Origin of the sequence: Leifsonia araucanica (genome assembly GCF_051161895.1) — a bacterium.
GTDB lineage: Bacteria > Actinomycetota > Actinomycetes > Actinomycetales > Microbacteriaceae > Leifsonia.
Genome location: NZ_JBMBTW010000002.1, coordinates 2,508,676 through 2,534,826 on the forward strand (window position 1 = coordinate 2,508,676; position 26,151 = coordinate 2,534,826).

Here is a 26,151-nt window from a genome sequence, read left to right on the forward strand (position 1 = left end):
CGGGAGGCTGTCAAGCTGCGAGCTCGAAACTTGAGCACACTAGACTCAACTTTGGGGAGAGGGGTTTCATTCCCGGAATCGGCGGGAAAACGGCGCGACCAGCCGTGATCGCTCAGTCGCGGAGGAGCATCCCTCGGCCGGCGTAGAAGCGCTCGAACTCGTCGACGGGGAGGGATGCGTCTGCCGCCGTCGCTCCGATGCCGGACGGGTTGTGGAACGACACCGTCTCCCCGTCGAAGCCGTGCACGAGAACGAGGTGGCCGCCGACCCGCTCGTTGGGACGGTTCGGGTAGCGGATCTCCGGCGTGACCGATGCGATGGCCACGACGCCGGGCGCCACCGCCGAGAAGTGCTCGCGCGCGGTCGACCCCTCGACGACCTCGCCGTCCAGGCCGAACTCGTCGGCGATCCAGGAGAGGAACGGACGGTAGTAAAGGCCGCGGACGGTGTGCTCCTCCGGGACGAGCGCTCCCGCATCCATCGCCCCGTCGATCAGCTCGCGCATCGTCGCGTCGGCGGCGGACGGCCGCCACACCCGCACCACCGAACGGAGGCAGGCCAGGCCGCAGACGTTGCGCGCCCAGTAGCGGTACTCGTCGGCGGTCGCGTACCCGTCCAGCATCCAGTCGTGGAAGGCCGCCGGGTCCTCGCCGCGGACGATCAGCGCCTCGTTGCAGCGCGGGTCGCCCCACTGCGACTCGTACGGGAAGGACGAACCCCGCGGATTCACACCGCCTCCACAAGGACCGTCGATAGCGTGCTGTACATGGTTCCGGAGTCCTTTCACGTCGATCACAACGGCCCGCTGCTGTCGTCCAGGGCCATCGAGGCTCTGCAGAACATCGACCCGGCGACTCTGGATGAGGTGCAGGCGTTCAACACGGACTTCGCGCGGTTCATCATGCCCTACAAGTTCGGCATCGACGAGATCTCCACCAAGGTGTCGATCCTCCGCGAAGAGTTCGCCGAGCTGCACGACTACAACCCGATCGAGCACATCAACAGCAGGCTCAAGTCGGCGGAGAGCATCGAGCAGAAGATCGTCCGCAAAGAGTGCGAGCCGTCATTCGACGCGATCAGGGAGGCGATCACCGACATCGCGGGCATCCGGATCGTCTGCAGCTTCGTCTCCGACGTCTACCACGTGTTCGAGCTGCTCTCCGCGCAGGCGGACGTGAACGTGCTGCGGGTGAAGGACTACATCGCGCACCCGAAGCCCAACGGCTACAAGAGCCTGCACGCGATCGTCGAGGTCCCGGTGTTCCTGTCCGGCGGGCCGATTGCCGTGCCCGTCGAGGTGCAGATCCGCACGGTCGCGATGGACTTCTGGGCGAGCCTCGAGCACAAGATCTACTACAAGTACGACGGCGAGGTGCCGGATGAGCTGCTGCGCGACCTCACGGACGCCGCCGTGAAGGCGAACCAGCTCGACATCACGATGGAGAGCCTGCACCGCCAGGTGCGCAACCACGGCGGCAACCAGTACACGCTGCCGATCGCGATCTAGGCCTCCCGCGGGTCAGTATCCGACGACGCCGGTGAAGTCCGGGGAGCCGTCGGCGCGAGCCGGGAGTGGCTGGCCGCTGATGTAGCGCGGCCACTCCAGCCGCAGCCCGGCGGCGGCGTCGAGCCGCGGGTATGCAGCGGTCGGCGGCACCGGGGCCGGAGGGGTGGATGCGGCGGGTGCTGCTGGTGCAGCCAGTGCGCCGGGTGCGGCCTGGGCGGGGAATGCAGGCGCAGCAGGCGCGACAGGCGGCGTGAACGCCATGGGCGGGGTGGATGCGGCGGGTGGCGCCGACGGGAACGCCTGCTGGGCGAACGCCTGCGCGAGCGCCGGCGCCTGCCCCTGCCACTGTGCGAACGCAGGCTGCTGCGGCTGTTGCGCCGCCGCCTTCGGCCCGAACAGCGAGTAGGTGAGCGGGATCAGGATCGTGCCCAGCGCATCCAGGATCGCCACCACCGCCAGCAGGCGCCAGTACGTCTCGCCGAAGTCCACCGTCGGCAGTGCAAGCGGCAGCGAGAGGCCGAGCGTCAGCGCACCCACGAGCAGCAGGGTCACCACGGTCACGTTGCTCATCACCGGGCCCGTGAACCGGCGCTGCGTGTTCAGCACCAGATGGATGTGCAGCAGGCCGAGCCTGGTCACCGCCACCAGTGCGAACCAGGCGAACGGCTCCCACCACGGGCGGTAGGCGAACGGATCGTATGGTCCGCCCGCGACCGGCACCCAGATCTTCGCCAGCCCGGCCATCAGTAGGTAGGCGGACGTGATCACGCTGACCACCCCGAACCAGGGAGCGCGCCGGGCGGAGACGTCCGCGTCGTACCAGGACACCAGCGAGAAGAAGACGAGCAGCGCGATGGTGCCGATGAGCCGCCAGCACGTCTCGTCGAACCGGCCGATGACGACCGCGTACACACCGACAAGCGCGGCGGCGATGAGCGCGCCGATCACGATGCGGGGCAGCAGATGCCGCACCCAGCCGTACTGTCGAACCTCGTGCGCCGTAGCGGTCATTCCAGCCTCCCGTGCCTCGTATGCCGCTCCGGACATATTGCGCATCCGGAGCACCTTCGGCCGCGAGCCTACCGGCGTCCGGACGACAGCGGGAACCGTGCGCGCACGGATCATCGGCACCGGGCGCGCCACGGCGTCCCGGTTCACCCTCCGGCAACCGCGAACCCATACGCTGTGCACATGAGCACTCCCCCGAGCGCGAACGGCAGCGACGCCGAGCGCGGCAAGCAGCCGGCGCCCGCGAACACCGACGCCCTGGTCACCTCGACCTCTCCGCTGTTCGTGGACAGTTCGGCCGAGCGGCGCATCCCGCGTCGTCAGGTGGTGTCGTGGGCGCTGTGGGACTGGGGCGGCGCGGCGTTCAACGCGGTCATCACCACGTTCGTGTTCACCGTCTATCTGACCGGCAGCCTGTTCGTCGACCCCGCCCTCGTCGCCGCCCGGGATGCGGAGACCGACCTCAAAGGACCGGCCCACGCCGCCGTCACCGCGGCAGAGGCTCCGCTGTCGAGCGGGCTCGGCTGGGGGCTCGCCATCGCGGGCATCGTGGTCGCCCTGATCGCGCCGGTGCTCGGGCAGCGCACCGACGGGTCCGGCAGGCGCAAGCTGTGGCTCGGCATCAACACCGGCGTGGTCGTGGTGATGACCGCGCTGATGTTCTTCGTGGTCGGCGAGCCGAGCTACTTCCTGTTCGGAGTGGTCCTGGTGGCCGTCGGAACGATCTTCTACGAGATCGCGACGGTCAACTACAACGCGATGCTGGTGCAGGTCTCCACGCCGAAGACCGTTGGCCGGGTCAGCGGGTTCGGCTGGGGCGCGGGATACCTGGGCGGCATCGTCCTGCTCCTCATCGTCTACTTCGGTCTCGTCACCGGCAACGACGACGGCACGGGCGGGATGCTCCACGTCACCGAGGACGCCGGCCTCAACATCCGGATCATCGCGCTGATCGCCGCCGCCTGGACGCTGATCTTCTCGCTGCCGGTGCTCATCGCCGTGCCGGAGATGCCGATCGGCTCCCGCCGCCCGCGCGTCGGGTTCTTCCAGTCGTACGGCGTGCTGGTGCGCGACATCGGGACGCTGTGGAAGGAGAGCAGGAACACGGTGCTCTTCCTGATCGCGTCCGCGTTGTTCCGCGATGGGCTGGTCGGCGTGTTCACGTTCGGCGGCATCCTCGCCCAGGGCACGTTCGGGTTCAGCAGCGGCGACGTCATCATCTTCGCGATCGCGGCCAACGTGGTCGCGGGCATCAGCACCTTCATCTCCGGCCGGTTCGACGACCGGTTCGGCGCGAAACCGGTGATCGTCACCTCCCTGGTCGGCCTCGTGATCGCCGGGCTCGCGGTGTTCTTCGCGCACGACCTCGGCGCGACGGCGTTCTGGATCGGCGGCCTCGTGCTCTGCCTGTTCGTCGGGCCGGCGCAGTCGGCGAGCAGGACGTTCCTCGCCAGGGTTACGCCCGCCGGCCGAGAGGGCGAGGTGTTCGGGCTGTACGCGACCACCGGGCGCGCCGTCTCGTTCCTCGCACCGCTGCTGTTCGCGACGTTCGTCGCGGTCGGCGGCGCGCAGTACTGGGGCATCCTCGGGATCGTGCTGGTGCTGGCCGCGGGCCTCGCCCTCCTCATCCCGGTGCGCGCCACGAAGTAATCGAGTGGACGCGGAGGCGGGACATCGGCGCGGGATGCTGCCGGGATACGCTCGAGGCATGCCGCACCCCGTGATCACCGTGTCCGCCGTCGCGTTCGTCAGGGAGGACGGGCACGTGCTCACGGTGCGCAAGCGGGGAACATCCCGGTTCATGCTGCCCGGCGGCAAGCCGGAGCCCGGCGAGTCCGCCGCCGAGGCCGCGGTGCGGGAGGTGCGCGAGGAGGTGGGCATCGGGCTCGCCATCGACGAACTCCGGCTGCTTGGCGCGTGGGAGGCCGACGCCGCGAACGAACCCGGGCATACGCTCGACGCGACGGTGTACGCGGCCGACCTCACCGGCGTGCCGGTGGCCGCTGCGGAGATCGCCGAGCTGCGCTGGTCGGACCCGGCCGACCCGCTGGGCGACCTCGCCCCGCTGCTCCGCGACCGCGTCATCCCTGCGCTCGCGCTGCTCCCCGACGATCGAGTCTGAAGTTATGCACGCTCGGCGCGGCGTGTCGCGTGCATAAGTTCGGACTCGATGGCTTGGGGGCCGGGCGGGAGCAGGGCGGGGGCCGGTCAGGGGGCGCGGAGGGCGGCGAGCTTGCGGGAGAGGGCGGCGCGCTCGGGGGGTGACGGGCAGGAGGCGTGCGCCTCTTCGAGGGCGGCGATGGCCGCATCCCGTCGGCCGAGGCGCGTCAGCAGCTCGCCTCTGGTGGCCGGAAGCAGGTAGGAGCCCGCAAGGTCGCCGCGCGCGATCATCGCGTCGACGAGCGCGAGGCCCGCTGCCGGGCCGTCGGACATGGCCACCGCGACCGCATGGTTCAGCTCGATGACCGGCGACGGGGCCAGCCGGCCGAGCGCCTCGTAGAGCAGCACGATGCGTTTCCAGTCGGTATCCGCCACCGACGGCGCCACCGCGTGACACTCGGCGATCGATGCCTGCAGACCGTACGCCCCGAGTCCGCGACCGGCGGAGGCGGCGTGCGCGAGCGCTGCGCGACCCCGCAGGATCGCCGCCTGATCCCACAGGCCCCTGTCCTGGTCTTCGAGCAGGATCGGCTCGCCCCGCGCATCCATCCTGGCCGGGAAGCGCGCGGCGGTCAGCTCCATCAGCGCCAGCAGGCCGAACACCTCCGGCTCGGGGGCGAGGCGCACCAGCACTCGGGCCAGCCGCCTGGCCTCGTCGGCGAGGTCGGTGCGCATCCACGTCTGGCCGGTGGATGCGAACGAGCCCTCCGAAAACACCAGATAGACCACCTGCAGCACCGAGCCGAGGCGTTCGGCGCGCTCGTCGGGTTCCGGGATCGCGAACGGGATGCGCGCGGCGGCGATGGTCTTCTTCGCGCGAGTGATCCTGGCCTGGATGGTCGGAACCGGCACGAGGAACGCCCGCGCTATCTCCTCGCTCGTGAGACCGCCGACGACCCGCAGCGTCAGCGCGATCCTCGCCTCCCGGGAGAGGACGGGGTGACAGCTGACGAACATGAGCGCGAGCACGTCGTCGTCGATGGCATCCGGAGCGAACAGGGCGTCTGCGCCCGGCAACTCCTCCTCCAGGTCGCGGGCGAGGAGCGCATACCGCTCATCGCGGGCCGCCCTCCTGCGGAACGAGTCGATCGCCCGGCGCCGCCCGACGGTCAGCAGCCAGCCGGTCGGCTGCGCAGGGACGCCGTCGACCGCCCAGGAGACGAGCGCCTCGGCGAGCGCCTCCTGGGCGAGGTCTTCGGCGAGCCCGAAGTCGCCGGTGTACCGCGCGAGGGCGCCGACGATGCGGGCTGACTCCATCCGCCACACCGCCTCGACCGCCGCGCGCGCCGGGGTGGGCGCCGGATTGGGTGAGCCAGGCGTGCTCAGAGCTGCCCGGTCTGCTCGCGCCAGGCGCGTTCCTTCTGGATCCACTCGTTGTCCTGGGGGAACTCGTCGATCGACGGCACACGGCGGATCTCGATGATGCTGCCAGACGTCATCGGCGCCCGCTTCGCCCACTCGACGGCCTCCTGCACAGAGGCGACGTCGAGGATGTAGTAGCCGTTGAACAGCTCGCGCGTCTCCCCGTACGGACCGTCGGTGACCACCGGCGCCTCCCCCGTGAAGTCGACGACCACGCCCTCGCTCGGGTCGGCGAGACCCTCGGCGGCCAGCAGCACGCCGGCCCGGATGAGCTCGTCGTTGAACCGGCCCATCGCATCCAGGACCTCGGTGAAGTCGACGTTCGCGAAAGCCGCCGCAGCAGCCTCGGTGGGCCGCAGGATGAGCATGTACTTGGACATTGGGTTTTCTCCTTGATCTGAGGTCGCTCTTCGACCTTTGCACCCAGAGGTCGAACGGCGCGAGCCCCGATCGACATGAATGCGGGGAGATTTCAGAAATTCTTTTGGGCGCTGGGGTGGGATGCGGGTGTCGGCGGTCAGTCGCGCGGCCACGCCCGCACGAACCGGGCGAACAGGTCGGCGAATTCCCGCGCCTCCTGCGGCGTGAACGTCGCGAGTGCCTGCTCCACCGCCGAGCGCCGGTGGGTGCGCACCTCGCCGATCTGCTTGCGTCCCGCGGCGGTCAACTGGATGAGGGTGCGCCGCGCATCCGCCGGATCGGTGACCCTGCTGACGAGGCCGCGATCGACCGCCTCTTGCACGAGCCTGCTCGCCCGCGGCTGGTCGACGCCGATGGCGGGCGCGAGGGTGCTGATCGAGTACGTCGTGCCGTCGCGCTCGGCCGCTTCGAGCACGTCGAGCATCCGGAAGCGGGCGGCGCGTCCGAGTGAGCCGTCGGGGCGGCCGCGGCGTCCGGGGCCGGATCGGCCGGAGTCGCCGAACGCGGGGAAGCCGGGGAAGGGGCCCGCGCCAGTACCCGGCTCCTGATCGCCACCACCGTGTTCGCCATGCTCGCCGTGGTCGTGCGTGCGCGGGTCGTGGTGGTCGCCGTGACCACCCCAGCCCGGGCCGCCGTGGGCGGTGCGGCCGAAGCTGTCCTGCCACGGCGGGCGTCCGGGCATCCCGTGGCTGGGCGGGCCTCCGTGCATCCGGCGCCGCGACTGGTCGTGACGCACGGCCATCAGCGACTGCTCGACGAGCGCGACGATGTCCGCATCCTGCGAATCGGATTCGGGGGCTTGACCATCCATTTCCATGTATGTAATCATACAACTGCTTGTAACAGTACATGCAATAGGAAAGGGTTCGACAATGAACACCCACACGAATTCACACACCACCCCGCCGGCCTACTGGTTCGGCGTCATCGAGCACGAGCTCCGCCACCGGATGCGCGACGAGCTCTCCGACTTCGACCTCCGCCGCGGAAGCTGGCGCATCCTCAGCACGATCGCCGACGGCGCCGCCACCGTCGACGAGGTCGCCGCTGCCCTCCCGCCCCGCCGTGGACGGGCAGGCCGAGACAACCGAGGCGGCAGAGGCCGCATGCCGTTCGGCGGCGCGCGCGGATGGTACGGCCGCGGTGAGTCCCGGCGCGACGGCGACGGGCACGGTCGCTTCGGCGACCACCCCCGATTCGCCTCCGACAGCGAGCGCGCCGCCTTCTGGGAGGAACGCCGTCAGCGCTTCGAGGAGCTGCGCGCACAGCGCCACGGGGAGCACCCGCACCGCCCCGGCCCGTTCGCCGATGGCCACCAGCACCCCCACGACCACCACGGCGAGCACCCGCACGGTGACCACCACCACGGGGAGCACCCGCACGCTCACGGCGAGCACCCCCACCACCACGACCACCCTCGCGGGCACCACTCCCCCTCCTCCCGCGTCGAGTCGACCGTCGCCGACTTCGCGGAGCGCGGATGGGTCACCCTGTCCGGCGAGCGCAACGAGCGCGTCGAGCTGACCGAGGTCGGGCGTGCGGCGTACGAGTCGGCGCTGGCGCGCATCCAGGGAGTCCGGGATGCGGTGACCGCCGGCATCGCGGACGAGGACTACACGACCACGCTCGAAACGCTCGAGGCGATGGCCCGCAACCTCGGCTGGCGTGAGCGCCCCGCCCAGGACGGTCAGCCGTCCGACGCGACGGAGTGAGCACCGTGACCACGCAGGCGCGCCCCGGTTCCCCAGGGACCGGGGCGCGTTCGCGTTCCGCCGTGCGGCGGGGGCAAGCGCCCGCGTCCTGATCGGCGAGAATGGATGCATGACCGCATCCCGCGAAGAGGTCGTCCTGCTCGCCGACGACGGCACCCCGATCGGGGTCGCCGACAAAGCGACCGTCCACACCACGGACACGCCCCTGCACCTGGCGTTCTCGTGTCACCTGTTCGACGGCGATGGACGCATCCTGGTCACCAGGCGGGCGCTGAGCAAACTGACCTGGCCCGGCGTGTGGACGAACTCGTTCTGCGGGCATCCGGCCCCCGGCGAAGACTTCGAGGACGCCATCGCGCGCCGTGCTGGTCAGGAGCTGGGCGCCGCGATCGACAACCTGGTGGTCGCTCTCCCCGATTTCCGCTACCGGGCAGTGGATGCGGCTGGCATCGTCGAGTACGAGGTGTGCCCGGTGTACACGGCCACGATCTCCGGCGAGCTTGCTCCGGAGCCGAGCGAGGTGGCGGAGTGGCGCTGGGTGGACCCGCGCGTGCTGCTCGACACCGTCGAGGCGACGCCGTGGGCGTTCAGCCCGTGGCTCACGCTGCAGCTGCCCGCACTGTATGCCGACACGAGTCTCGAGGCGTCCGACCTGATCTGAGTCGGCCGAACAATGAAATGAACTCATTATTTCCACCTGTGTAATTCACTGTGGATAACTAGCTCGCCGTATTCCGCGCGGGACATGCATCTCACCCCCGGCGGCGCCCGCAAACGGTGGCGGGAATCGGCTACCGTTCGGGCGCGAATCGTCTCGTGGCGAGCCCCGCGCATCCCCTAGCGTCGTGTCCACGACAGCATCGAGCGGGCCGGGGGTAGCAGTGATGGCGGACGACGACGAGCGCAATTCCGTCTCGTTCTATCTGCGATCGTCCGTGCGCCAGCGCTCGCGCGCGGCCTTCGAGGCGACCAAGCAGCACGAATCCGACCAGAGCTGGTCCGACCTGATGGAGAAGGCGCTCGTCGCGGAACTGGAACGCCGCGAAGCGCTCTACAACGACGGGCGACCATACCTCGGCGGACCTGAGCGGCTGACTCCCGGCCGCCGCCCACGCAGCGAGATCGCGTCAGCCGGCGAGCACGGCGAGGCAGGTACCGCCGTCGCCCAGTAGGTCACGTACGCCGGTCGGCTAGCGCGCGTTCGCGTACCCCATGTCCATGTGATCGCGGACTTCCGCGAGTGTGCTGTCTGCGATGACGTTCGCCCGCTCGTTGCCGCCTCGGAGAACATCGCTCACGACGGCGGGGTCTGACTCCAGCTCGGCACGTCGACGCCGATGGGCGGCGAGGAAGTCGTTGACCGCATCGGTCGTGAGCTGCTTGAGCATCACGCTTCCGCGGTCGCCGATCTGCTGGGCGATCTGTTCGGGCGTGGTGCCGCGGCAGAGCGCTGCGGTCGACAGCAGTCCGGAGACGCCGGGGCGCCGCTCCGGGTCGTACGTGATGACGCGTTCGCCATCGGTGCGCGTGCGCCGGATCGCGTCCGCGGTCTCGTCTGTGGTCATCGACAGTGCGATCGCATTGCCATAGCTCTTCGACATCTTCCGGCCGTCGAGTCCCGGGATTTCCGGCGCATCCGTGACCATCGCTTCCGGTTCGGGAAAGACCTGGCCGTAGCGGTCGTTGAAGCGGCGGGCGATCGTGCGCGTCAGCTCGATATGGGGCAGGTTGTCTTTGCCGACCGGGACCAGGTTGCCTTTGCAGAACAGGATGTCGGCCGCTTGATGCACCGGGTAGGTGAGCAGCAGGCCGCTCAGCGCGCGTCCGGATGCGGCACGTTCCGCCTTCACCGTCGGGTTGCGGCGCAACTCCGCCTCGGTGACGAGGCTGAGGAACGGCAGCATCAGCTGGTTCAGCGCTGGGACGGCCGAGTGAGTGAAGATCGTCGTCGTGGTCGGGTCGAGCCCGGCCGCGAGGTAGTCGAGGACGGCGGACCTGACGCTGTCGGCGACATGGGCAGAGGTGTCGCGGTCGGTGATGACCTGGTAGTCCGCGAGGATCACGAACGTCTCAACGCCGAGAGCCTGGAGCCGCACGCGTTCTCGAATGGTTCCGAAGTAGTATCCGAGGTGCAGCTTTCCCGTCGGTCGCTCCCCGGTGAGAACCCGGAACCCACCCGGATCTGCAGCGATCCGGTCCTCCAGATCGGGCATGCGTGAGCGAGTGGCGGCGAACGAGTCCATGGCGATTCCCTTCCGATGAGGGGCCGCACGGGGAAGAGTTTCCGCGGATCTCGCGGGCTGCCGTGCAGCCCGCGAACATGCGTCAAGCGGCTGCTAGTGCAGCCACCACCACGAAGAGTGCATTGAGCGCATGCCACAAGCCTACGACCATTCGCGCGCACGCCGGTCAACGTGCCGCCGTCCGGATCCGAGGTGGTGAGTGTGAACGCTCTCGGTCTACAGTGAAGCGAATGCTCATTCGTCGTGTTGCCTAACTCGCATCCACTCTCGCCGCAGTAGTCCGCTACGCCGTCCAGGGATGGCGATTTTGTGCGCCTTCGAGGGGGAGCCCGCCTTCGGGTTCCCGCTTGATCCGACCCACACAGAATCCCTCGACTGGAGTACGTAATGACTGTTTTTCTTGTGACCGGAGTGACCGGCAACCTCGGGAGCGCTGCGCTGCGCAGCCTGCTCGAACGCGTCCCCAGGTCAGACGTGCGCGTCCTCGTGCGCACCGACCGGGCCGCAGCTGATTTCGCGGCTCGCGGCCTCGCTGCCCACATCGGGGACTACTCGGATCCTGCCTCCCTGGACGCCGCCTTCACGGGGGTCGACCGTGCCATCGTCGTTTCGAGCCCGGTTCTGGACCCGTCAGTGCGGGCCGTGCAGCACCGCACTGTCGTCGAGTCGGCTGTGGCCGCCGGGGTGCGTCACGTGGTCTACACGAGCGGGATCGGAGCGCGGCACGATCCCGGCCACTCCGCCGCCGAGGACGCGCTCACCGAGAGCGGTGTCCATCACGCGACTCTCCGAAATGCGCTGTACACGGATGCGTTCGTCGAGCGCGCCATCGCCCAGGCCACTGCCGATGGATCGATCACGTCGGCGAGCAACGGGCAGAGCCTGACAACCGCAGCGATCGCCGACCTCGGCGAAGCTGCCGCGACTGCCTCCTTCACCATGCCGAAGAAGACACTGTGGGAGCTTCGCGGCCCCCGGTGGGATTTCAGCGACCTGGCAGCGGCATTGACGGTGACTCTCGGGCGACCGATCAGCCACGAGGACGTCGATGACGCAGACACCGGACCCTTCGCCGTCCTCTTTCCGCTCATCCGACGCGGCGTTTTCGGGGTCGAGAGCCCTGACCTCGCCGAGCTCTTGGGCCGGGCACCGGCCGACATCCGCGTCGTCGTGGGAGAGCTTGCGGGCTCGCTCGACCAGCACCGGTCCGAGGACGGAGGTTCCATCCCACACGAAGGGTAGGCCGCTACCGGTGTTCAGCCACGGCATTCTCCAATCGGTTGTTCGCCTGTCAACGGTGGATGCGCAGCTCCTGCTCGGTCTGCTCGTACACGCGATCCTGAGCGGCACGGTCGCGAGACTTCTTCGATGACTTCTTGAGTTGCGCGGAGCTGTAGTAGCCGCCGGTGGCGGTCGCGAGTTCGGGGTCCGCCAGCAGACGCACGCAGCCGCGCGACCCCTTCTCCGGCGGCCCGATGAACGGATTGGTCACTGCCTGGATGAATTTGAATGGACCACCGGCTTTGCTGCCGAGCGTGGTCTTGACCGCGCCGGGGCTGACCGCGTTGAAGGTCAGACCGTCGCCCTCATACCGACGGGCCAGGGCGTAGGTGTACATCAGGGCCAGCAATTTGGCGTCGCCGTATGCCTGGATCTGTTTGAACGTGCCCGGGTAACTCCAATCGGTGATCAGGTTGCCTCGCGACTCGATCACCGCCGTCATGTTCACGACTCTCGACGGCGTCGCGAACTCCTCAGCACCCTTGCGGAGAAGGTCGAGCAGGCCGCCCGTCAACGCCGCCAGCGCGACGTGATTGATGGCGATCGTCCGCTCGTATCCGTCGGGTGACAGTTCCTTGCGGGAGAACGCGGCACCCGCGTTGTTGACCAGCCCGTTCAACCCCTGTGGGCTGGCGTGCTGCACGGCATCGACCAGCTCCCGGACGCCGGCAAGCGATCCGAGGTCGCCAGCGAGGGCGATGTACTCACCGTTGCCGTTGCCGGTGCTGGCCAGCCGCTCGACCGCTTGCTGCGCATTGTCGGCGCCTCGTGCGTGAACCAGCACGGTGGCGCCACTGTTGCCGGCGCCGCGGGCGGTCTCGTAGCCGATGCCGCCCTTGGCGCCGGTGATCAAGACGGTCTGACCGTCGAGCCGTCCAGCGAATTGGTCAGAGAACGTGCTCATCAGGCGGTCTGATCCGGCATGCCATCGATCAGGCGGAATCGGGCATCCATAGCGACGCCGCGGACCTCGATCAGCTCCTGATATTCGGGTGAGTTGTACCAGCTGAGGGCCGCTTCACGGTCGGGGAACCGCATGATCGCTCCCGAGGACAGCGTGGGCTCGCCGTCCAGGATCTGCCACGCGCCGGCGGCGGCAGGCTCGGCCCCGTACTTCTTCGCGGTCTTCCCAGCGTTGGCGCTGTATTCGTCGCGATAAACGTCCGGATCCTTGACCGTGAATTCGACGACTAGGTATGCGCTCATGGGGATACTCCTCAGCTCGGTTGTCGTTTGTCGTTGGTGGTCGACTTCGGGGTGAGGCCTCAAAAATGGGTCACGCAACTCAGTATGGGCATGGGCGAATGGGTTGTCAAACCCAGAAAGTGCTAACATCGGTGCATGATTGATGCGCCAACCGACCGACCGAGGCTCACCGCCAAGGGTGCCCGCACTCGAGCACGGATCGTGCGGGAGGCGGCCGCGCTGATCCATGAGCGTGGTGTGGCGGGGGCCACCTTGGACGATGTAAAAGTGGCGGCGGACGTCAGCGGCTCGCAGATGTACCACTACTTCCCCGACAAGAACGAGCTCGTCCAGGCGGTCATCGACTACCAGGCGGAAACCATCGTCGAGAATCACCGGCAGGCCCTGAGCAGCGAGAACGGAGTCGAGGCCTGGCGGAACATGGTAATCACCGGAGTGAGCCAGGACCAGGGCAAGGGAGGGTGCCCACTCGGCTCGCTCGTCGGTCAACTAGCCGAGAGTGACCCCGAGGCCCGCGCGCACATCGCGACAGGATTCGATCAGTGGGCCACCACTCTCAGCGAAGGACTCAGGTCTCTCCATGCCGACGGGAAGCTCCCGTCTGGCATCGACCCCGATGACCTTGCGACCACCTTTCTCGCGGCTCTTGAAGGAGGGCTGTTGCTCGCCCAGGCGGAGCGCAATCCCCGCCCGTACGAGACGGCGATCAACACCCTCCTCGCCCTCACCATCGGCACCAATGTCAGCGGCGACCGTGCGCCAGGCCCTGTCTCCAGCTAGAGCGCGGCGTCGATGCGCGGTGAGGCGGCGCGCATCCATTGCCCACGCTCGCTCGATGGGCACGCTCAGCGGACGCGAGTCACGCAAGTCACGGGATGCCCGCGAGGTCTGCGATAACGCCCACCAGCCCGTAGCTCTCCGGGAGGCCGAGGCCGGAGAATCCGAGCGTGGAGGGTCCGCGGCGTTCCATGCCCGGGATGAGCAGAGCACGCTCGGTCATCTCGGGCCGGCGCACATCCACCTCCAGGTCGACGGGCCCGGCGAATCGTGGAGGCCGCACGGATGCGCGGGCTGCGAGAGCCTCCGGCACGGCCTGCTCGATGCGCTCGCTGGCGACGGCCGGGTGAAGGTTCTCGGCGGCGTGACCTCCGCGAGCCCACTTGACGACCACCGCCCGGATGCCCGGAGCGACATCCTCGGCTTCAGCGGCCACCGTGTCGTCGCCGCTGACCAGCACCGGAACGGCCCCGTAGTGTGCTGCCAGGGCTGCGCTCAGGCCGATCTCGCCCAGGGTCGTCCCGTCGATGCGCACGGACGAGATGACCGCGCCGCTGATCGTGTGCGCCAGGACCGACTCGGCGGTTCCGGCCCGGCCGTGGTAGCCGATCAGGCACACCGCATCCACTGCGCTGTCGATGCCGGTCAGCATGTCCTGGGGGCGGGGAGTGCCGCGAACCAGTCGCGCTCGTCTGTCGAGCCGTTGCGGCAGGATGTTCCGGTACTTCGCGTGGGCGTCGCACACCAGCACTTCAGCGTCCTGGTCGAAGGCGAGCACCCCGCGGACGGCCGCGCTGGCTTCGTCGGTCATCCACTCCCTGGCCAGCGCCCACTCCGGGGAGCCCGGTGCGATGTCGGCGCGGTCGACCACCCCGGCGATGCCTTCCATGTCCACAGAGATCAGAACTCGCATCACCGCATCATAAGACGGACGTCGTCACGGTTCGGTGTCTGAGTCTGTTCTCAGTCCGTCGGCGAGCGTGTTCTCCCACTCACGTTCACTCACACCCCGTCGGTAGCGCCGGGAGCATTCATGATTATGCATGCTTTTGACGCTCAGTGAGTCTTCGACCCCTCCAGCTCGACGCTGGCACCCTCGGCCCCGGATGCTTTGACCCGGTCCAAAAACACGATGGTCGACTGCAGGGCTGAGCGCGCCTTCGCGAAGTCGAGGTGGAACTGGTACTCGTGGGGCAGGGCGGGCGACTCGTCGGCCGGGTAGAAGACGCTCGTCACATCCACTCCGAGGCCTTCGAGCTTCTTCGCGAGCGGCTTCGACTGGCTGTCGGTGAGCGGGTCGGCGTTGCCGCCGGAGATCCACGTGGTCGGGAAGTCGGCGGTCACGTCCTCGATCGTGGACATGTCCCGGCCGCCCGGGGTCTTCGACCAGTCCTTCGCGCCGAGGTACGACCAGAGCGCGATGCGGAAGCCCCAGCCGCCGATGCCGGGGGCGTCCGGGATGCCGCGCACGTCGTAGATCCCGCAGTTGAGGATGACGGCCTTGAGCTGCTTCGCGGTCAGCGTCGGGGTGACGCCGACGCGCTCGGCGTATGCCGGGTTGGTGACGATGGTGGCGAGCTGCGCCGTGTACTGGGAACCGGCGGAGTCGCCGGCGATCACGATGCTGTTCGGGTCGATGTTGTACTCGGCTGCGTGCTCGACGAGGAAGCCGAGGGCGTCGTTGAGCTGGTTCAGCGCGGTGGGGTACGTGGTCTCCGGCGAGATCGTGTAGTTGAGGGAGACCGTGGTGTAGCCGTGCGAGGCGAGGATCTGGACGTACGGGTCCACGTTGGACTTGTCGCCGGAGATCCAGGCACCGCCGTGGATCCAGACCACCGTGGTCAACGGGGTGGATTCGCCGGTGGGCGTGAACACGTCCAGCGAGGTGTCGGATCCGGCGTCCCCGTACGCGATGTCGCGGTGCGCATCCACCCCGGATTTCGGGACGTACGGTTCCATCTCCGCGACGGTGTCGGCGGCGCCGCGCTCGAACAGCGCCCGGATGAGCAGCGCGGACGGCCACGGGTTGAAGAACGCCACCACCAGGACGGTGACCACCGCGAGCCCCAGCGCCATGAACACGACCGAGACGACGCTGTCATACCAGCGTTTATGTATACGAGTCCCCACGGGATGACCCTATTGGATGCGCCGGATGCGCGGGATGCGCCCCGCTCAGCCCGTGCGGGTGGCGTCGATGTGCTGCTCCAGCCACCAGGTGCTGCCCTCGTCGTCGGACACCCAGCCGTCCCAGGAGAACGAGTCAGCGGTGATCGCGCTGAAGTTCCAGCGGATCGGCCTGCCGTCGGTCTGGGTGCCGTCCTGGCGGATCCCGTCGCGGTGGTGGGCGCTCGCGACGAGCGTGCAGAAGTCGCCGGCGACCGCGCCGAACCAGCTCACCCTCCACAGCCCGAGCACCGCGTCGTAGACCCGGATCGTGGTGCCCTTCGCCTCCGTCATCGACGGGTCGGACGCTGCCGGGGCGACCAGCACATCCTGAACGGCTCGGCCACCGAGCGTGTACGCGAACAGCCAGTCGGTCGTGAACTCCGACCACGCGCCCGACTCCTCGTCGAGGAACCGGCACTCCGCCCGCCAGCTGCCGACCAGCTGGCCGAACAACTGCATCCGTTGCGGCCGCACGGGCGTCGGGCCCGCCGCCACGAGTGCCCGCGCGAACGCTGCGTCTGTCGTCTCGCTCATGGTTCTGCCCTCCGGGAGGATGGGACGGACGCGATCAACCGGCGGTGCGACCCGCCTCTGTCGTGGACACGTCCGTGCGGTGGAAGTTGAGGAACGAACGCGACGCCGTCGGGCCGCGCTGGCCCTGGTATCGCGAGCTGTACTCGCTCGACCCGTACGGCTTCTCGGCCGCGGAGGTGAGCCGGAAGAAGCACATCTGCCCGATCTTCATGCCGGGCCAGAGCTTGATCGGCAGGGTGGCCACGTTGCTCAGTTCGAGCGTGACGTGCCCGGAGAATCCCGGGTCGATGAAGCCCGCGGTGGAGTGCGTGAGCAGACCGAGGCGACCGAGCGAGCTCTTGCCCTCGAGCCGGGCGGCGACATCGTCCGGAAGCGAGACCAGCTCGAAGGTGGAGCCGAGAACGAACTCACCGGGGTGCAGGATGAACGGCTGGTCAGCATCCACTTCGACCAGCCTGGTCAGCTCGGGCTGGTCCTCCGCTGGATCGATGAAGGGGTACTTGTGGTTGTCGAACAGCCGGAAGAAGCGGTCGAGGCGCACATCGACGCTCGACGGCTGCACCATCGACACGTCGAACGGTTCGAGAGCGATACGGCCGGAGCCGAGCTCGGCCTTGATGTCGCGGTCTGAGAGAAGCACGGGATCAGCCTACCGGGATGCGCGTGGCGCGCCGAGGGAAACCGGGCGCGGGGTCAGCGCGCGACGCCCGCGTGCTCGGCGGCCCACGAGGCGAGCAGCCGCAGCCGTTCGGCCGAGGGAGAGCCGGGCTCCGCCGTGTAGACGAGGAGCACATGGCCCGGCTCCGCCGTCACCGCGAACTCCTCGAAGGCGAGGGTCAGCTCGCCGACGACCGGATGGTGGAAGCGTTTCGTGCCCGCACCGTGTGTGCGGACGTTGTGCGCACCCCACAGCCGACGGAACGTCTCGCTCCGCGTCGAGAGCTCGCCGACGAGATCCTGCATGGCCCTGTTGTGCGGATCCCTGCCCGCCTCTGCGCGCATCATGGCGACGCACATGTCGGCGAACAGGTCCCAGTCCGGATAGAAGTCGCGGGACACGGGATCGAGGAACTGGAACCTGGCGAGGTTCGGCGTGCGCCCTCCGTCGCCGATCAGCGGCGAGTAGAACGCCCGCCCCAGAGCGTTGACCGCGATCACGTCCGACTGTGCGTTGCGCACGACCGCGACACCGTCGGTGAACGCCTCCAGCGCCCAGTGCAGGCTCGGACGCGCAGCCGGGCTCGTGCCCGCCCGCCTCCGCTGGCGCCCGGAGACCGGGATGCCGTCTGCCGCACGAGCGAGGTCGAACAGGTGCGCCCGCTCGGTGTCGTCGAGCTGCAACGCCCGCGCCACGGCGTCGAGGACCGCGGCCGACGCGCCCGCGATGGCACCGCGCTCCAGTTTGGCGTAGTACTCCACGCTCACATCGGCGAGCATCGCCACTTCCGAGCGACGCAGCCCGGCGACCCTGCGCCCGGTCCCGGCAGGGAGCCCTGCCTGTTCCGGCACGAGCTTCGCCCTGCGCGACATGAGGAACTCACGCACCTCTGCTCGATTGTCCATGCAGTCGAGGGTAGGTCAGGATTCGGCCGGGAGGGGTGCCCTGCCAGTACACCTCTCGTCAGAGACTCCCTCGCGCGGCACGACAGGGGTGTGCTTGATGTCGTGACAGCTTCTCTCCCGACCACCGCCCTGGTTCCCGCCGGACGCGGACTCGCCACGCTTCTGCTGGTGCTGACCGTCTTCGGCCCGATCTCGATGGACCTCTACCTTCCCGCTCTCCCTGCTCTCACCACCGAGCTGGCGGCGGCGACCTCCACGGCGCAGCTCACCGTCACGGCCTGCCTGATCGGGCTGGCCGCCGGGCAGCTGATCGCCGGGCCGCTGTCCGACCGGTTCGGGCGGCGGCGCCCCGCACTGATCGGCGTCGCGGCCTACGTAATCGTGTCTGTCCTCTGCGCGGTGAGCCCCACCGTCGACACCCTCATCGCCGCCAGGCTGGTGCAGGGCATCGCCGGGGGCGTCGGCATCGTGATCGCGCAGGCAGCCGGGCGCGACGTGTACGACGGCGGCAGGCTCATCCGGTTCTACGGGCGGCTGACGGTGGTCGGCGGGTTCGCCGCGATCGTCGGGCCGCTGCTCGGCGGGGCGCTGACCGCGGTGCTCGACTGGCGCGGGCTCTTCCTGGTGCTCGCCGCGATCGGCGCCGTCATCCTCGGCTGGGTCGCCCTCCGGCTGCCGGAGACACTGCACCCGGATGCGCGCACGGCGGCGGGGTTCTCCGTCATCGGCCGCGACCTGCGGCTGCTGTTCGCCGACCGCCGTTTCGTCGGCGCCGTGATCGCGCAAGGCTTCGTCTACGCAGCTCTGTTCGCGTACCTCAGCGGAGCGACCTACGTGCTGCAGGGCGTCTACGGCCTGTCCCCGCAGGGCTACGCGGCCGCCTTCGGGCTGAACTCGGCCGGATTCATGGTCTTCGGGTATCTGGCCGGACGCGCCAGCGAGACGTGGAGCGTGCTGGGCACGTTGGTCACCGGCCTCGCGGTGGCCGGGCTCGGGGCCGCAGGGCTGCTGGTCGCCGGCCTGGCGCATGTCCCGCTGATCGTGGTCGTCGTCTCGCTCTTCCTCCTGGCGGCGGGCACCGCGATCACCAGCCCGCCGTCGACGACCATCGCACTGGCGGACTACCCGCAGATGGCAGGGACCGCATCCTCTGTCCTGGGCGCTGCACGCTTCGCGTTCGGAGGGGTGGCCGCTCCGCTGGTCGGCGTCGCCGGCGCCCTGAGCATCCTGCCTCTCGGCCTGGTCACCTCGGTGTCGATCGTCCTGGCGGTGGCCGCCGTGCTCGTCTTCCTCCACCGTCCGGCGCGAGCGAGCGCCGGCATCACCCACCCCGCAACGGAAGGAACCCCAACGTGCGTGGAGTAGTCATGTACGCACCCCGGGATGTGCGCGTCGAAGAGCGCGCGGACCCCACCATCCAGGAGCCGACGGATGCGATCATCCGCGTCGCCGCCGCCTGCATCTGCGGCTCGGATCTGTGGCCGTACCGCGGCACGGATGCCCTCACCGGCCCGACCCCGATGGGGCACGAATACGTCGGAGTGGTCGAGCAGCTCGGCGACGACGTGAAGAACGTGAAGGTCGGGGACTTCGTGGTCGGGTCGTTCTTCGCCTCCGACAACACCTGCGAACTCTGCCAGGCCGGATACCAGTCCCACTGCATCCATCGGGTGCCGATGGGCGCGCTCGGCACGCAAGCGGAACTCCTCCGGGTGCCGCTGGCGGACGGCACGCTCGTCGCCACCGCGACGGCTCCAACCCCGCGGCAGGTCCGCGGGCTGCTCGCCGCCTCCGACGTGCTCGGCACCGGATGGTTCGCGGCCGTCGCCGCCGAGGCCGGTCCTGGGAAGACGATCGCGGTCGTCGGGGACGGAGCGGTCGGCCTCCTCGCCGTGCTCACGGCGAAGCAGCTCGGTGCCGACCGCATCATCGCGATGAGCCGTCACGCCGACCGGCAGGCGCTCGCTCGCCGCTTCGGCGCGACGGACATCGTCGAGGAGCGCGGGGACGACGGCGTGGTGAAGATCAAGGAGCTCACCGGCGGGCTCGGCGCGCACTCGGTCATCGAGGCGGTCGGCACCCAGGAGTCGATGATGCAGGCCATCCGGGCCACCCGGCCGGGCGGACACGTCGGCTACGTCGGCGTCTCGCACGGGGTGGAACTGCCCGGCGATGAGCTGTTCTTCTCCGGCGTGCACCTGCACGGCGGTCCCGCCCCGGTCCGCCGCTTCCTTCCCGAGCTGATCGGGTTGATCATGAATGACGACATCGACGCAGGAGCGGTCTTCGACCTCACCCTGCCGCTCGAGGAGGCGGCAGAGGGGTACCGGGCGATGGATGAGCGCCGCGCCACCAAAGTGCTGCTGGAAACGGAGAACGCATGAACATCGAACCGACCGCTCCCACCGTCAAGAATCCGCCGGAGCAGTTCGCCGGCGACGTCTGGGTCGACCCGATCGCCGCGCCGCACGAGGCGGACCAGCGGATGACCGCAGCCCTCGTGCGCTTCGCGCCGGGCGCCCGCACGGCCTGGCACTCGCACGCGAGAGGCCAGTACTTGCGGGTCACGGCGGGCGTCGCCCGGTTCGGCGACCGCGACGGCACCATCATCGAGGTGCATCCCGGCCAGACGCTCTACACCCCGCCCGGCCAGGACCACTGGCACGCCGCCGCCCCCGGATGCTTCATGGAGCACATCGCGCTGCTGGAGTCCGCGGACGACCCTGCAGACACTACCACTTGGAAAGAGCACATCACCGACGACGAGTACGAAGGACGGCGACCGTGAACGACGAGACGACCGGCTGGACCGGCGGCCAGCGCGCCTTCGGGGACTTCGCCCCCGGCATCGCCCACTACACCGACCGCGTGCTGTTCGACGAGGTGTGGGAGCGACAGGATCTCAGCAAGCGCGACCGCAGCCTGATCACCGTCGCCGCACTCGTGGCGGGCGGCAACGTCGACCAGCTGCGCTTCCACCTGCCGTTCGCCCGCGACAACGGGGTGACCCGGGATGAACTGGTCGAGGCGATCACCCACCTCGCGTTCTACTGCGGCTGGCCGAAGGCGATGTCGGCCATGACGGTCGCGAAGGAGGTCTTCGGCGGCGACGAGGCCACGGCGGGGTGACGGCGGGCGGGTGACGGCGGCTGTGTGACGGCGGCTGGGCGCTAGCGTCAGCGCCCGACCGCGGTCCTCAGGATGGCGGCGATGCGCTCCTTGTCCGCGTCGTCCATGCTGGTGACGGCGAAGCCGACCGGCCACAGGTTGCCGTCGTCCAGCTTCGCCGCCTGCTGGAACTCGATCGTCGCGTAGCGGATCTTGAACTTCGAGCCCGGCTTGAACGCGACGACCGTCTTGCCGTCGGCGTCCGCGTACGCGGGCATCCCGTACCAGGTCTTGGCGGCGAGCGACGTGTTCTCGGCGACGAGCGCGTGGAACGCCTCGGCGAGCTCCTTGTCCGTGCCGGTCATGGCGGCGATGGCGGCATCGCACGCCGCTGCGGCGTCTGCACCCTCCTGCGCGGCCTTCTTCTCTGCGACGGCGGCCTTGATCGCGGCCTTCTCTTCCTTGCTGAACGTGGTGGTTGCCATGGTGTCTCCTCTGCCAGGGTTCCGGTGAACTGCCGCCAATCTACGACGGGGCCGGATGCGGCCGCTTCTCGAAACCTGCTCGATCCGTTCGGCGGCGGTGCGGTCATGTGGCGCGCATCCCGTGTCGTCGGAGGATGCGCCGAGGTCACACCGCGGCGGGCTGCCGCACGCGCGTCGCCGCTCCCGCGGCCCAGGTGCGGTAGCCGCCGTCGAGGTTGACGACGTCGAACCCGTGCTGGGCGAGGATGCGGGCGGCGGTGTGACCGCGCTGGCCCACCTGGCAGTGCACGACGAGCGGCCCATCCGGAAGTTCCGCGAGCCGTGACCGCAGCTCGTCGACCGGGATGTTGAGCGCATCCGGGATCGCGCCGGCCGCGTGCTCACTGGCCGTGCGGACGTCGATGAGCGTTGCTCCCGCCGCCACGGCATCCTCGAGTTCGTGCCACTGGATCGCGGCCGTGGCGCCAGTGCGCAGGTTGTCAGCGACGTAGCCGAGCTGGTTCACCGGGTCTTTGGCGGAGCCGAATTGCGGTGCGTACGCGAGTTCGAGCCGGGCGAGTCCGGAGGCGGTGATGCCGCCCGCCATCGCCACCGCCAGAACGTCGATGCGCTTGTCGACGCCATCGCCGCCGACGATCTGGGCGCCGAGGATCGCGTCGCTCTCCGGATCGACCAGCAGCTTCATCGACATCGACTGCGCGCCGGGATAGTAGGTTGCGTGCGACGCGGGATGCGTGTGAATGACCCGATGCGCGCGCCCGGCGGACACCAGCTGCCGCTCGCTCCAGCCGACCTTCGCGGCGACCGTGTCGAACACCTTCACGATGGCGGTGCCGAGCGCAGGGGTGTTCCGCTCCGCACGTCCGGCGATCACGTCGGCGACCGAGCGGCCGTGCCGGTTGGCGAGGCCGGCCATCGTGACCAGCGCCTCCCCGCCCGACAGCGCGTCGACCTTCTCGACGCCGTCGCCCACCGCGTAGATGTGCCGGTCGCTTGTACGGTTGCTCTCGTCCACGGCAATCCCGCCGGTCGGGCCGAGCGTCAGCCCGGCCGTGCGCGCCAGGTCCACGCTCGGCACCACTCCGGACGCGTCGACGATGAAGTCTGGCCGCAGCACGCTGCCGTCGTCGAGCACGACGACGCTATCCTGCACCGTATCGATGGTGACCTGAGTGCGCACGTCGACGCCGTGGCTGCGCAACTCGGCTTCCAGGTGCACCACCATCTCGGCGTCCAGCGGAGTCAGGATGTGCGGGCCGCGCTGGATGAGCGTGACGTGGATTCCGCGCCGCACCAGGTTCTCGACGGCCTCCAGACCGATGAACCCGCCGCCGACGACCAGCGCGGACGGGTCGCCTGCGCCGTCCGCCGCTGTTTCCAGCAGCGCGCCGATCGCGTCCACGTCCTCCACGGTGCGCAGCGTGTGGGTGGGGATTCCGGGATGCCCCGCCGCCTCGCGCGCGGTCGCTCCGACGGCCAAAACCAGCTCGTCGTACGCCTCGGTCGAGGTCTCCCCCGACGCGTGATCGAGGATCGTCACCGTGCGGGCTGCGGCGTCGATGGCCAGGACTTCGTGGCCGGTCCGCACATCCAGCCGGAACCGGGATGCGAGCGACTGCGGCGTCTGCAGCAGCAGCGCCGACCGGTCACTGATCACGCCGCCGACGTAGTACGGGAGGCCGCAGTTCGCGTACGAGACGTACGGGCCGCGCTCGAAGACCACGATCTCGCGCTTCTCATCGAGCCGACGCAGCCGGGTCGCTGCCGACATGCCTCCGGCGACGCCGCCGACGATGACCGTTCTCATTCCTGTCTGCCTCCTCGGGCGGTTTGGTATACCCTCCCCGGTATCGTACGATACGGAGGGGGGTATACGAAATCGCCCCTCAAACCCGAGAAAGAGGATCCACCCCGTGTGTTACCCCGTCACCTGCACCACCTGCGGCAAGACCACCTGGAACGGCTGCGGCCAGCACGTCGCCGAGGTCCGCAAGCGCGTCCCGGCGAACGAGTGGTGCAACGGCACCCACACCGACGCGGAGAAGGCGGCGGCGGCACCCACCGGTGGCTTCTTCGCGCGCCTGTTCGGCAAAAGCTGAGCGCCCCCTCCCTACTGCAGAAAGAAGGAACCGTGGCCGATAACCCCACCCCCGCCGACATCAAGCCCGTCCTCAACCGGCTGCGCCGCGCCCAGGGCCAGCTCAACGCGGTGATCGCCGCCGTCGAGAACGGCGGCAAATGCCGCGACGTCGTCATCCAGCTCGCCGCGGTCTCCAGCGCCCTCGACAAGGCCGGCTTCCAGATCATCTCCACCGCCATGCAGAAATGCCTGAACGACCCGGACGACACCACGGACCCGATCACGGTCGAAGAGCTGGAGAAGCTGTTTCTGACGCTGGCCTGACGCAGGTCGGGGTGGGTTTGGCCAAAGACCGCTGACCGGGTAGTCTGGGCGGCAGCCTGACTTCCCAGTGTTTTACTGGGATTCCGGGCAACGCGAGTGTAGTTCAATGGTAGAACTTCAGCTTCCCAAGCTGATAGCGCGGGTTCGATTCCCGTCACTCGCTCTGTCTTTCACTTCTTGAGCACTGTGGGCCTTCGTTGCCGAGCGCGGAGCTGGTGCTCAGTGTTCGGTGTCTGCCGTGTGGCGCCCAGCTTCGGTGAGATAAGCCTCCAATTCCCCAATGGTAGGCGGATTCGCGCCCGTCCGGCTCACCGTGATGGCTGCGGCTGCCATTGCCTCCGTCGCCAGATCGGTCGCCTCTCCTCGGCCGAGTCTTGCCTCGCGAAGCGTGTCGACGAGGTCGCGGCGGATGATCCCAGCCAGCAACGCGGAGGTGAAGGAGTCGCCCGCGCCGACGGTGTCGGCCACGACCGCGGAGAATGCAGGGAGCCGCAGCGCGAAGTCGGGGGTGTGAACGATGCTGCCGTCCGCGCCCAAGGTGACGATCGCGAGCCGTGCGCCGGCGGCGATGAGTGCGCGGCAGACGACGTCAGCGCCAGCGCCGGGGTAGAGCCACTCGGCGTCCTCTTCGCTCATCTTGACGACGTGGGCGACGGCGCTCGTCGCCTCGACCATCCGGCGGACCTTGTCGGGGGTTCCCATGATGCCGGGGCGGATGTTCGGGTCGAAGCTGATGAGAGCCTGGGGCTGGCTCTCGATGATCCGATGGACGCGGTGTGCACCGGGCTCCAGGATGGCGCCGATCGAGCCGGTGTGGATGACGCGCTGCGGTCGCAGGCTGGTCTCCGGCAGCCGCCAGACGATGTCGAAGTCGTAGGTGGCGGAGCCGTCGGTTGCGAGGGTGGCGCGGGCGTGGGAGGTGGGATCGGCGGTGTACGAAGCGTCCAGAACACGGACACCGGCCAGTTCGAGGTGCCGCGTGATGGCGTGACCGGCGGGGTCAGCTCCGAGGTTGGTGAGGAGTTCGACACGGTTTCCGAGCTTGGCGAGACCGACGGCGACATTCATCGGGCTGCCGCCGGGACGATGAAGCTCCTCGTCCCGGGTCAGGATGATGTCCATGACGCTTTCGCCGATGACGAGGACGTCCGCAGCGGCGGACGCGGACGCGGCGGTCACCGCCCTCCCTCGAGCGGCCGGTGCCGGTCCTGCCGAGCCCAGCCACTGTACGGGTACTCGTCGAACCGCGGCGCGCTGACGCGGTCGAGTTCTTCCCGTTCGGTGTCGCTGAGCTCGATTTCGGATGCCGGGAGGTTCTGCGTCAGCTGGTCGAGAGTGCGGGCACCGAGGATGACGGAGGTAACGATGGGCCTGCTGAGAAGCCAGCAGAGTGCGATCTGCCCCTGGGTGGCTGAATGTGAGTCAGCGACGCGCGCGAGGACGTCGAGGATCTCCCACACCCGGTCGTCGCGGTCACGTTCCTCGCGGGCCGCCTGGTCCTGCGGCTTGGCGTACCGGTTGCCGGTCGTGGGGAGGACGCCGCGCTGGTACTTGCCGGTGAGCCAGCCTCCGGCAAGCGGCGACCAGGGGAGGATTCCGAGGCCGGTTTCCGAGGCCGCGTCCACGATCTCCAGCTCGATGCCGCGCGAGAGGAGGTTGTACTGAGGTTGGAGGGTGACAGGTGGTGCCCAGCCGTGGCGGGCCGCCACTCCCGCGGCTGTGGCGATCTGCCAGCCGGTGTAGTTGGAGAACCCGTAGTACCCGATCTTCCCGGCACGGATGGCGTCGTCGAGAAAGCGCAGGCTCTCCTCGACGGGGGTGACCTGTTCCCAGGCGTGGAGCTGGTAGAGGTCGATGTGATCGACGCCAAGGCGTCGGAGCGAGGCATCGAGTGCGCGCGCGAGGTGTCGTCGCGACACTCCGACGTCGTTCGGGTCATCGCTGGTGGGGAATCGTGCCTTGGAGGTGAGGACGATCCGGTCTGCCCGTCCCGGGTCCGCCTTCATCCAGCGGCCGATGATCTCCTCGCTACGGCCGCCGGCGTACACATCGGCGGTGTCGACGAACGTGCCACCCCCATCGACGTAGCGATCCAGGATGGCGCAAGACTCGTTTTCGTCGGTTTCGGCACCGAAAGTCATCGTGCCGAGTGCGAGTTCGGAGACAACGGTTCCGGAGGTGCCGAGTGTGCGATAGCGCATGGCTTCTCGTT

General features: G+C 68.9%; 31 protein-coding genes and 1 tRNA gene. 15 read left to right on the forward strand and 17 right to left on the reverse strand.

What is annotated here, in order from left to right:
• Window positions 1-112 precede the first annotated feature (112 nt).
• Entirely contained in the window at window positions 113-730 is a 618-nt protein-coding gene (locus ACN6M5_RS12040) for a C39 family peptidase (protein ID WP_434950110.1), read from the reverse strand.
• 36 nt (window positions 731-766) lie between these two features.
• On the opposite strand from ACN6M5_RS12040, the gene ACN6M5_RS12045 reads away from it, so the two are divergent.
• Window positions 767-1,507: a GTP pyrophosphokinase gene (locus ACN6M5_RS12045; protein WP_085368394.1), complete on the forward strand. Its 741-nt coding sequence runs from the start codon at window positions 767-769 to the stop codon at window positions 1,505-1,507.
• A gap of 12 nt (window positions 1,508-1,519) precedes the next feature.
• On the opposite strand, the gene ACN6M5_RS12050 is transcribed toward ACN6M5_RS12045, so the two are convergent.
• Complete coding sequence (locus tag ACN6M5_RS12050; protein ID WP_434950112.1) at window positions 1,520-2,563, reverse strand: hypothetical protein; 1,044 nt, start codon at window positions 2,561-2,563, stop codon at window positions 1,520-1,522.
• 135 nt (window positions 2,564-2,698) lie between these two features.
• Here ACN6M5_RS12050 and ACN6M5_RS12055 point away from each other — a divergent pair, with 135 nt between their 5' ends.
• Window positions 2,699-4,165 (forward strand): MFS transporter, encoded by a 1,467-nt coding sequence (locus ACN6M5_RS12055; RefSeq protein ID WP_434950114.1) that lies wholly within the window; start codon window positions 2,699-2,701, stop codon window positions 4,163-4,165.
• A 58-nt stretch (window positions 4,166-4,223) separates the two neighbouring features.
• Window positions 4,224-4,637: an NUDIX hydrolase gene (locus ACN6M5_RS12060; RefSeq protein WP_434950116.1), complete on the forward strand. Its 414-nt coding sequence runs from the start codon at window positions 4,224-4,226 to the stop codon at window positions 4,635-4,637.
• Between the two features lie 86 nt (window positions 4,638-4,723).
• Here ACN6M5_RS12060 and ACN6M5_RS12065 read toward each other — a convergent pair whose 3' ends face one another.
• The 3 genes from ACN6M5_RS12065 to ACN6M5_RS12075 form a co-directional block, all read right to left on the reverse strand.
• Entirely contained in the window at window positions 4,724-5,932 is a 1,209-nt protein-coding gene (locus tag ACN6M5_RS12065) for an RNA polymerase sigma factor (protein ID WP_434950118.1), read from the reverse strand.
• Window positions 5,933-5,997: 65 nt separating this feature from the next.
• The gene (locus tag ACN6M5_RS12070) at window positions 5,998-6,417 is read right to left on the reverse strand and encodes a YciI family protein (RefSeq protein WP_168690496.1); all 420 of its coding nucleotides are present in this window, start codon (window positions 6,415-6,417) and stop codon (window positions 5,998-6,000) included.
• 137 nt (window positions 6,418-6,554) lie between these two features.
• Window positions 6,555-7,268, reverse strand: a complete 714-nt coding sequence (locus ACN6M5_RS12075; protein ID WP_434950121.1) for a MarR family winged helix-turn-helix transcriptional regulator — start codon at window positions 7,266-7,268, stop codon at window positions 6,555-6,557.
• A 61-nt stretch (window positions 7,269-7,329) separates the two neighbouring features.
• Between ACN6M5_RS12075 and ACN6M5_RS12080 the strand changes: the two genes are divergently transcribed.
• The 3 genes from ACN6M5_RS12080 to ACN6M5_RS12090 all read left to right on the forward strand — a co-directional run bounded on the left by ACN6M5_RS12080 (window position 7,330) and on the right by ACN6M5_RS12090 (window position 9,341).
• Window positions 7,330-8,169 (forward strand): winged helix DNA-binding protein, encoded by an 840-nt coding sequence (locus ACN6M5_RS12080; protein ID WP_434950123.1) that lies wholly within the window; start codon window positions 7,330-7,332, stop codon window positions 8,167-8,169.
• A 109-nt stretch (window positions 8,170-8,278) separates the two neighbouring features.
• Complete coding sequence (gene idi, locus ACN6M5_RS12085) at window positions 8,279-8,830, forward strand: isopentenyl-diphosphate Delta-isomerase (protein ID WP_434950125.1); 552 nt, start codon at window positions 8,279-8,281, stop codon at window positions 8,828-8,830.
• Between the two features lie 184 nt (window positions 8,831-9,014).
• Window positions 9,015-9,341, forward strand: coding sequence for a ParB family protein (locus ACN6M5_RS12090; protein ID WP_434950127.1), 327 nt, complete (start codon window positions 9,015-9,017; stop codon window positions 9,339-9,341).
• Between the two features lie 18 nt (window positions 9,342-9,359).
• On the opposite strand, the gene trpS is transcribed toward ACN6M5_RS12090, so the two are convergent.
• Window positions 9,360-10,412, reverse strand: coding sequence for a tryptophan--tRNA ligase (trpS, locus tag ACN6M5_RS12095; RefSeq protein WP_434950129.1), 1,053 nt, complete (start codon window positions 10,410-10,412; stop codon window positions 9,360-9,362).
• A 387-nt stretch (window positions 10,413-10,799) separates the two neighbouring features.
• On the opposite strand from trpS, the gene ACN6M5_RS12100 reads away from it, so the two are divergent.
• Window positions 10,800-11,654 carry an NAD(P)H-binding protein gene (locus tag ACN6M5_RS12100; protein ID WP_434950131.1) on the forward strand — a complete coding sequence of 285 codons (855 nt, stop codon included), beginning with the start codon at window positions 10,800-10,802 and terminating at the stop codon, window positions 11,652-11,654.
• 49 nt (window positions 11,655-11,703) lie between these two features.
• Here the strand turns inward: ACN6M5_RS12100 and ACN6M5_RS12105 are convergent, their stop codons facing one another.
• Both ACN6M5_RS12105 and ACN6M5_RS12110 read right to left on the reverse strand, forming a co-directional pair.
• Window positions 11,704-12,597: an SDR family NAD(P)-dependent oxidoreductase gene (locus ACN6M5_RS12105; RefSeq protein WP_434950133.1), complete on the reverse strand. Its 894-nt coding sequence runs from the start codon at window positions 12,595-12,597 to the stop codon at window positions 11,704-11,706.
• Window positions 12,597-12,899, reverse strand: coding sequence for a DUF1330 domain-containing protein (locus ACN6M5_RS12110; protein ID WP_434950135.1), 303 nt, complete (start codon window positions 12,897-12,899; stop codon window positions 12,597-12,599). The genes ACN6M5_RS12105 and ACN6M5_RS12110 overlap by 1 nt, the downstream gene beginning before the upstream one ends.
• A 135-nt stretch (window positions 12,900-13,034) precedes the next feature.
• Between ACN6M5_RS12110 and ACN6M5_RS12115 the strand changes: the two genes are divergently transcribed.
• Window positions 13,035-13,679: a TetR/AcrR family transcriptional regulator gene (locus tag ACN6M5_RS12115; RefSeq protein WP_434950137.1), complete on the forward strand. Its 645-nt coding sequence runs from the start codon at window positions 13,035-13,037 to the stop codon at window positions 13,677-13,679.
• Between the two features lie 88 nt (window positions 13,680-13,767).
• Here the strand turns inward: ACN6M5_RS12115 and ACN6M5_RS12120 are convergent, their stop codons facing one another.
• The 5 genes from ACN6M5_RS12120 to ACN6M5_RS12140 all read right to left on the reverse strand — a co-directional run bounded on the left by ACN6M5_RS12120 (window position 13,768) and on the right by ACN6M5_RS12140 (window position 17,942).
• On the reverse strand, window positions 13,768-14,589 hold the full coding sequence (locus ACN6M5_RS12120; RefSeq protein ID WP_434950139.1) for a M55 family metallopeptidase: 822 nt from the start codon (window positions 14,587-14,589) through the stop codon (window positions 13,768-13,770).
• Window positions 14,590-14,732: 143 nt separating this feature from the next.
• Window positions 14,733-15,806, reverse strand: coding sequence for an alpha/beta hydrolase (locus ACN6M5_RS12125; RefSeq protein ID WP_434950141.1), 1,074 nt, complete (start codon window positions 15,804-15,806; stop codon window positions 14,733-14,735).
• Between the two features lie 45 nt (window positions 15,807-15,851).
• A complete protein-coding gene (locus ACN6M5_RS12130; RefSeq protein WP_085368245.1) occupies window positions 15,852-16,379 on the reverse strand; it encodes a hypothetical protein in 528 nt (175 codons plus the stop codon).
• Between the two features lie 34 nt (window positions 16,380-16,413).
• Entirely contained in the window at window positions 16,414-17,019 is a 606-nt protein-coding gene (gene dcd / locus ACN6M5_RS12135) for a dCTP deaminase (protein WP_085368246.1), read from the reverse strand.
• A gap of 53 nt (window positions 17,020-17,072) precedes the next feature.
• Window positions 17,073-17,942: a helix-turn-helix transcriptional regulator gene (locus tag ACN6M5_RS12140; RefSeq protein ID WP_434950144.1), complete on the reverse strand. Its 870-nt coding sequence runs from the start codon at window positions 17,940-17,942 to the stop codon at window positions 17,073-17,075.
• A 102-nt stretch (window positions 17,943-18,044) separates the two neighbouring features.
• Here ACN6M5_RS12140 and ACN6M5_RS12145 point away from each other — a divergent pair, with 102 nt between their 5' ends.
• From ACN6M5_RS12145 to ACN6M5_RS12160, 4 genes are read left to right on the forward strand one after another with little or no spacing between them, the layout of a single operon-like run.
• Window positions 18,045-19,307 (forward strand): multidrug effflux MFS transporter, encoded by a 1,263-nt coding sequence (locus tag ACN6M5_RS12145; RefSeq protein WP_434950146.1) that lies wholly within the window; start codon window positions 18,045-18,047, stop codon window positions 19,305-19,307.
• Window positions 19,295-20,326, forward strand: coding sequence for a zinc-dependent alcohol dehydrogenase family protein (locus ACN6M5_RS12150; RefSeq protein WP_434950148.1), 1,032 nt, complete (start codon window positions 19,295-19,297; stop codon window positions 20,324-20,326). Before ACN6M5_RS12145 ends, ACN6M5_RS12150 begins: the two co-directional genes overlap by 13 nt.
• Entirely contained in the window at window positions 20,323-20,730 is a 408-nt protein-coding gene (locus tag ACN6M5_RS12155) for a (R)-mandelonitrile lyase (RefSeq protein WP_434950150.1), read from the forward strand. The genes ACN6M5_RS12150 and ACN6M5_RS12155 overlap by 4 nt, the downstream gene beginning before the upstream one ends.
• Entirely contained in the window at window positions 20,727-21,071 is a 345-nt protein-coding gene (locus ACN6M5_RS12160; RefSeq protein ID WP_218775130.1) for a carboxymuconolactone decarboxylase family protein, read from the forward strand. The genes ACN6M5_RS12155 and ACN6M5_RS12160 overlap by 4 nt, the downstream gene beginning before the upstream one ends.
• A 47-nt stretch (window positions 21,072-21,118) precedes the next feature.
• Here the strand turns inward: ACN6M5_RS12160 and ACN6M5_RS12165 are convergent, their stop codons facing one another.
• On the reverse strand, window positions 21,119-21,535 hold the full coding sequence (locus ACN6M5_RS12165; protein WP_434950153.1) for a hypothetical protein: 417 nt from the start codon (window positions 21,533-21,535) through the stop codon (window positions 21,119-21,121).
• A gap of 145 nt (window positions 21,536-21,680) precedes the next feature.
• Window positions 21,681-23,342 (reverse strand): FAD-dependent oxidoreductase, encoded by a 1,662-nt coding sequence (locus tag ACN6M5_RS12170; protein WP_434950155.1) that lies wholly within the window; start codon window positions 23,340-23,342, stop codon window positions 21,681-21,683.
• 106 nt (window positions 23,343-23,448) lie between these two features.
• On the opposite strand from ACN6M5_RS12170, the gene ACN6M5_RS12175 reads away from it, so the two are divergent.
• From ACN6M5_RS12175 to ACN6M5_RS12185, 3 genes are all read left to right on the forward strand, one after another.
• Window positions 23,449-23,634: a DUF8730 family Cys-rich protein gene (locus ACN6M5_RS12175; protein WP_434950157.1), complete on the forward strand. Its 186-nt coding sequence runs from the start codon at window positions 23,449-23,451 to the stop codon at window positions 23,632-23,634.
• A 32-nt stretch (window positions 23,635-23,666) separates the two neighbouring features.
• Window positions 23,667-23,939, forward strand: a complete 273-nt coding sequence (locus ACN6M5_RS12180; protein ID WP_434950159.1) for a metal-sensitive transcriptional regulator — start codon at window positions 23,667-23,669, stop codon at window positions 23,937-23,939.
• Between the two features lie 92 nt (window positions 23,940-24,031).
• Window positions 24,032-24,102 (forward strand) — tRNA-Gly (locus ACN6M5_RS12185).
• A gap of 56 nt (window positions 24,103-24,158) precedes the next feature.
• Here ACN6M5_RS12185 and ACN6M5_RS12190 read toward each other — a convergent pair.
• Window positions 24,159-25,118: a PfkB family carbohydrate kinase gene (locus ACN6M5_RS12190; protein WP_434950161.1), complete on the reverse strand. Its 960-nt coding sequence runs from the start codon at window positions 25,116-25,118 to the stop codon at window positions 24,159-24,161.
• The gene (locus tag ACN6M5_RS12195; RefSeq protein ID WP_434950163.1) at window positions 25,115-26,140 is read right to left on the reverse strand and encodes an aldo/keto reductase; all 1,026 of its coding nucleotides are present in this window, start codon (window positions 26,138-26,140) and stop codon (window positions 25,115-25,117) included. The genes ACN6M5_RS12190 and ACN6M5_RS12195 overlap by 4 nt, the downstream gene beginning before the upstream one ends.
• Window positions 26,141-26,151: the final 11 nt, after the last annotated feature.

Coding starts and splice junctions, on each gene's coding strand:
- ACN6M5_RS12045 (WP_085368394.1), top strand. CDS start 767: ATGGTTCCGGAGTCCTTTCACGTCGATCACAACGGCCCGCTGCTGTCG.
- ACN6M5_RS12050 (WP_434950112.1), bottom strand. CDS start 2,563: ATGCGCAATATGTCCGGAGCGGCATACGAGGCACGGGAGGCTGGAATG.
- ACN6M5_RS12055 (WP_434950114.1), top strand. CDS start 2,699: ATGAGCACTCCCCCGAGCGCGAACGGCAGCGACGCCGAGCGCGGCAAG.
- ACN6M5_RS12060 (WP_434950116.1), top strand. CDS start 4,224: ATGCCGCACCCCGTGATCACCGTGTCCGCCGTCGCGTTCGTCAGGGAG.
- ACN6M5_RS12065 (WP_434950118.1), bottom strand. CDS start 5,932: ATGGAGTCAGCCCGCATCGTCGGCGCCCTCGCGCGGTACACCGGCGAC.
- ACN6M5_RS12070 (WP_168690496.1), bottom strand. CDS start 6,417: ATGTCCAAGTACATGCTCATCCTGCGGCCCACCGAGGCTGCTGCGGCG.
- ACN6M5_RS12075 (WP_434950121.1), bottom strand. CDS start 7,268: ATGGATGGTCAAGCCCCCGAATCCGATTCGCAGGATGCGGACATCGTC.
- ACN6M5_RS12080 (WP_434950123.1), top strand. CDS start 7,330: ATGAACACCCACACGAATTCACACACCACCCCGCCGGCCTACTGGTTC.
- idi (WP_434950125.1), top strand. CDS start 8,279: ATGACCGCATCCCGCGAAGAGGTCGTCCTGCTCGCCGACGACGGCACC.
- trpS (WP_434950129.1), bottom strand. CDS start 10,412: ATGGACTCGTTCGCCGCCACTCGCTCACGCATGCCCGATCTGGAGGAC.
- ACN6M5_RS12100 (WP_434950131.1), top strand. CDS start 10,800: ATGACTGTTTTTCTTGTGACCGGAGTGACCGGCAACCTCGGGAGCGCT.
- ACN6M5_RS12105 (WP_434950133.1), bottom strand. CDS start 12,597: ATGAGCACGTTCTCTGACCAATTCGCTGGACGGCTCGACGGTCAGACC.
- ACN6M5_RS12110 (WP_434950135.1), bottom strand. CDS start 12,899: ATGAGCGCATACCTAGTCGTCGAATTCACGGTCAAGGATCCGGACGTT.
- ACN6M5_RS12115 (WP_434950137.1), top strand. CDS start 13,035: ATGATTGATGCGCCAACCGACCGACCGAGGCTCACCGCCAAGGGTGCC.
- ACN6M5_RS12120 (WP_434950139.1), bottom strand. CDS start 14,589: ATGCGAGTTCTGATCTCTGTGGACATGGAAGGCATCGCCGGGGTGGTC.
- ACN6M5_RS12130 (WP_085368245.1), bottom strand. CDS start 16,379: ATGAGCGAGACGACAGACGCAGCGTTCGCGCGGGCACTCGTGGCGGCG.
- ACN6M5_RS12140 (WP_434950144.1), bottom strand. CDS start 17,942: ATGGACAATCGAGCAGAGGTGCGTGAGTTCCTCATGTCGCGCAGGGCG.
- ACN6M5_RS12155 (WP_434950150.1), top strand. CDS start 20,323: ATGAACATCGAACCGACCGCTCCCACCGTCAAGAATCCGCCGGAGCAG.
- ACN6M5_RS12165 (WP_434950153.1), bottom strand. CDS start 21,535: ATGGCAACCACCACGTTCAGCAAGGAAGAGAAGGCCGCGATCAAGGCC.
- ACN6M5_RS12170 (WP_434950155.1), bottom strand. CDS start 23,342: ATGAGAACGGTCATCGTCGGCGGCGTCGCCGGAGGCATGTCGGCAGCG.
- ACN6M5_RS12195 (WP_434950163.1), bottom strand. CDS start 26,140: ATGCGCTATCGCACACTCGGCACCTCCGGAACCGTTGTCTCCGAACTC.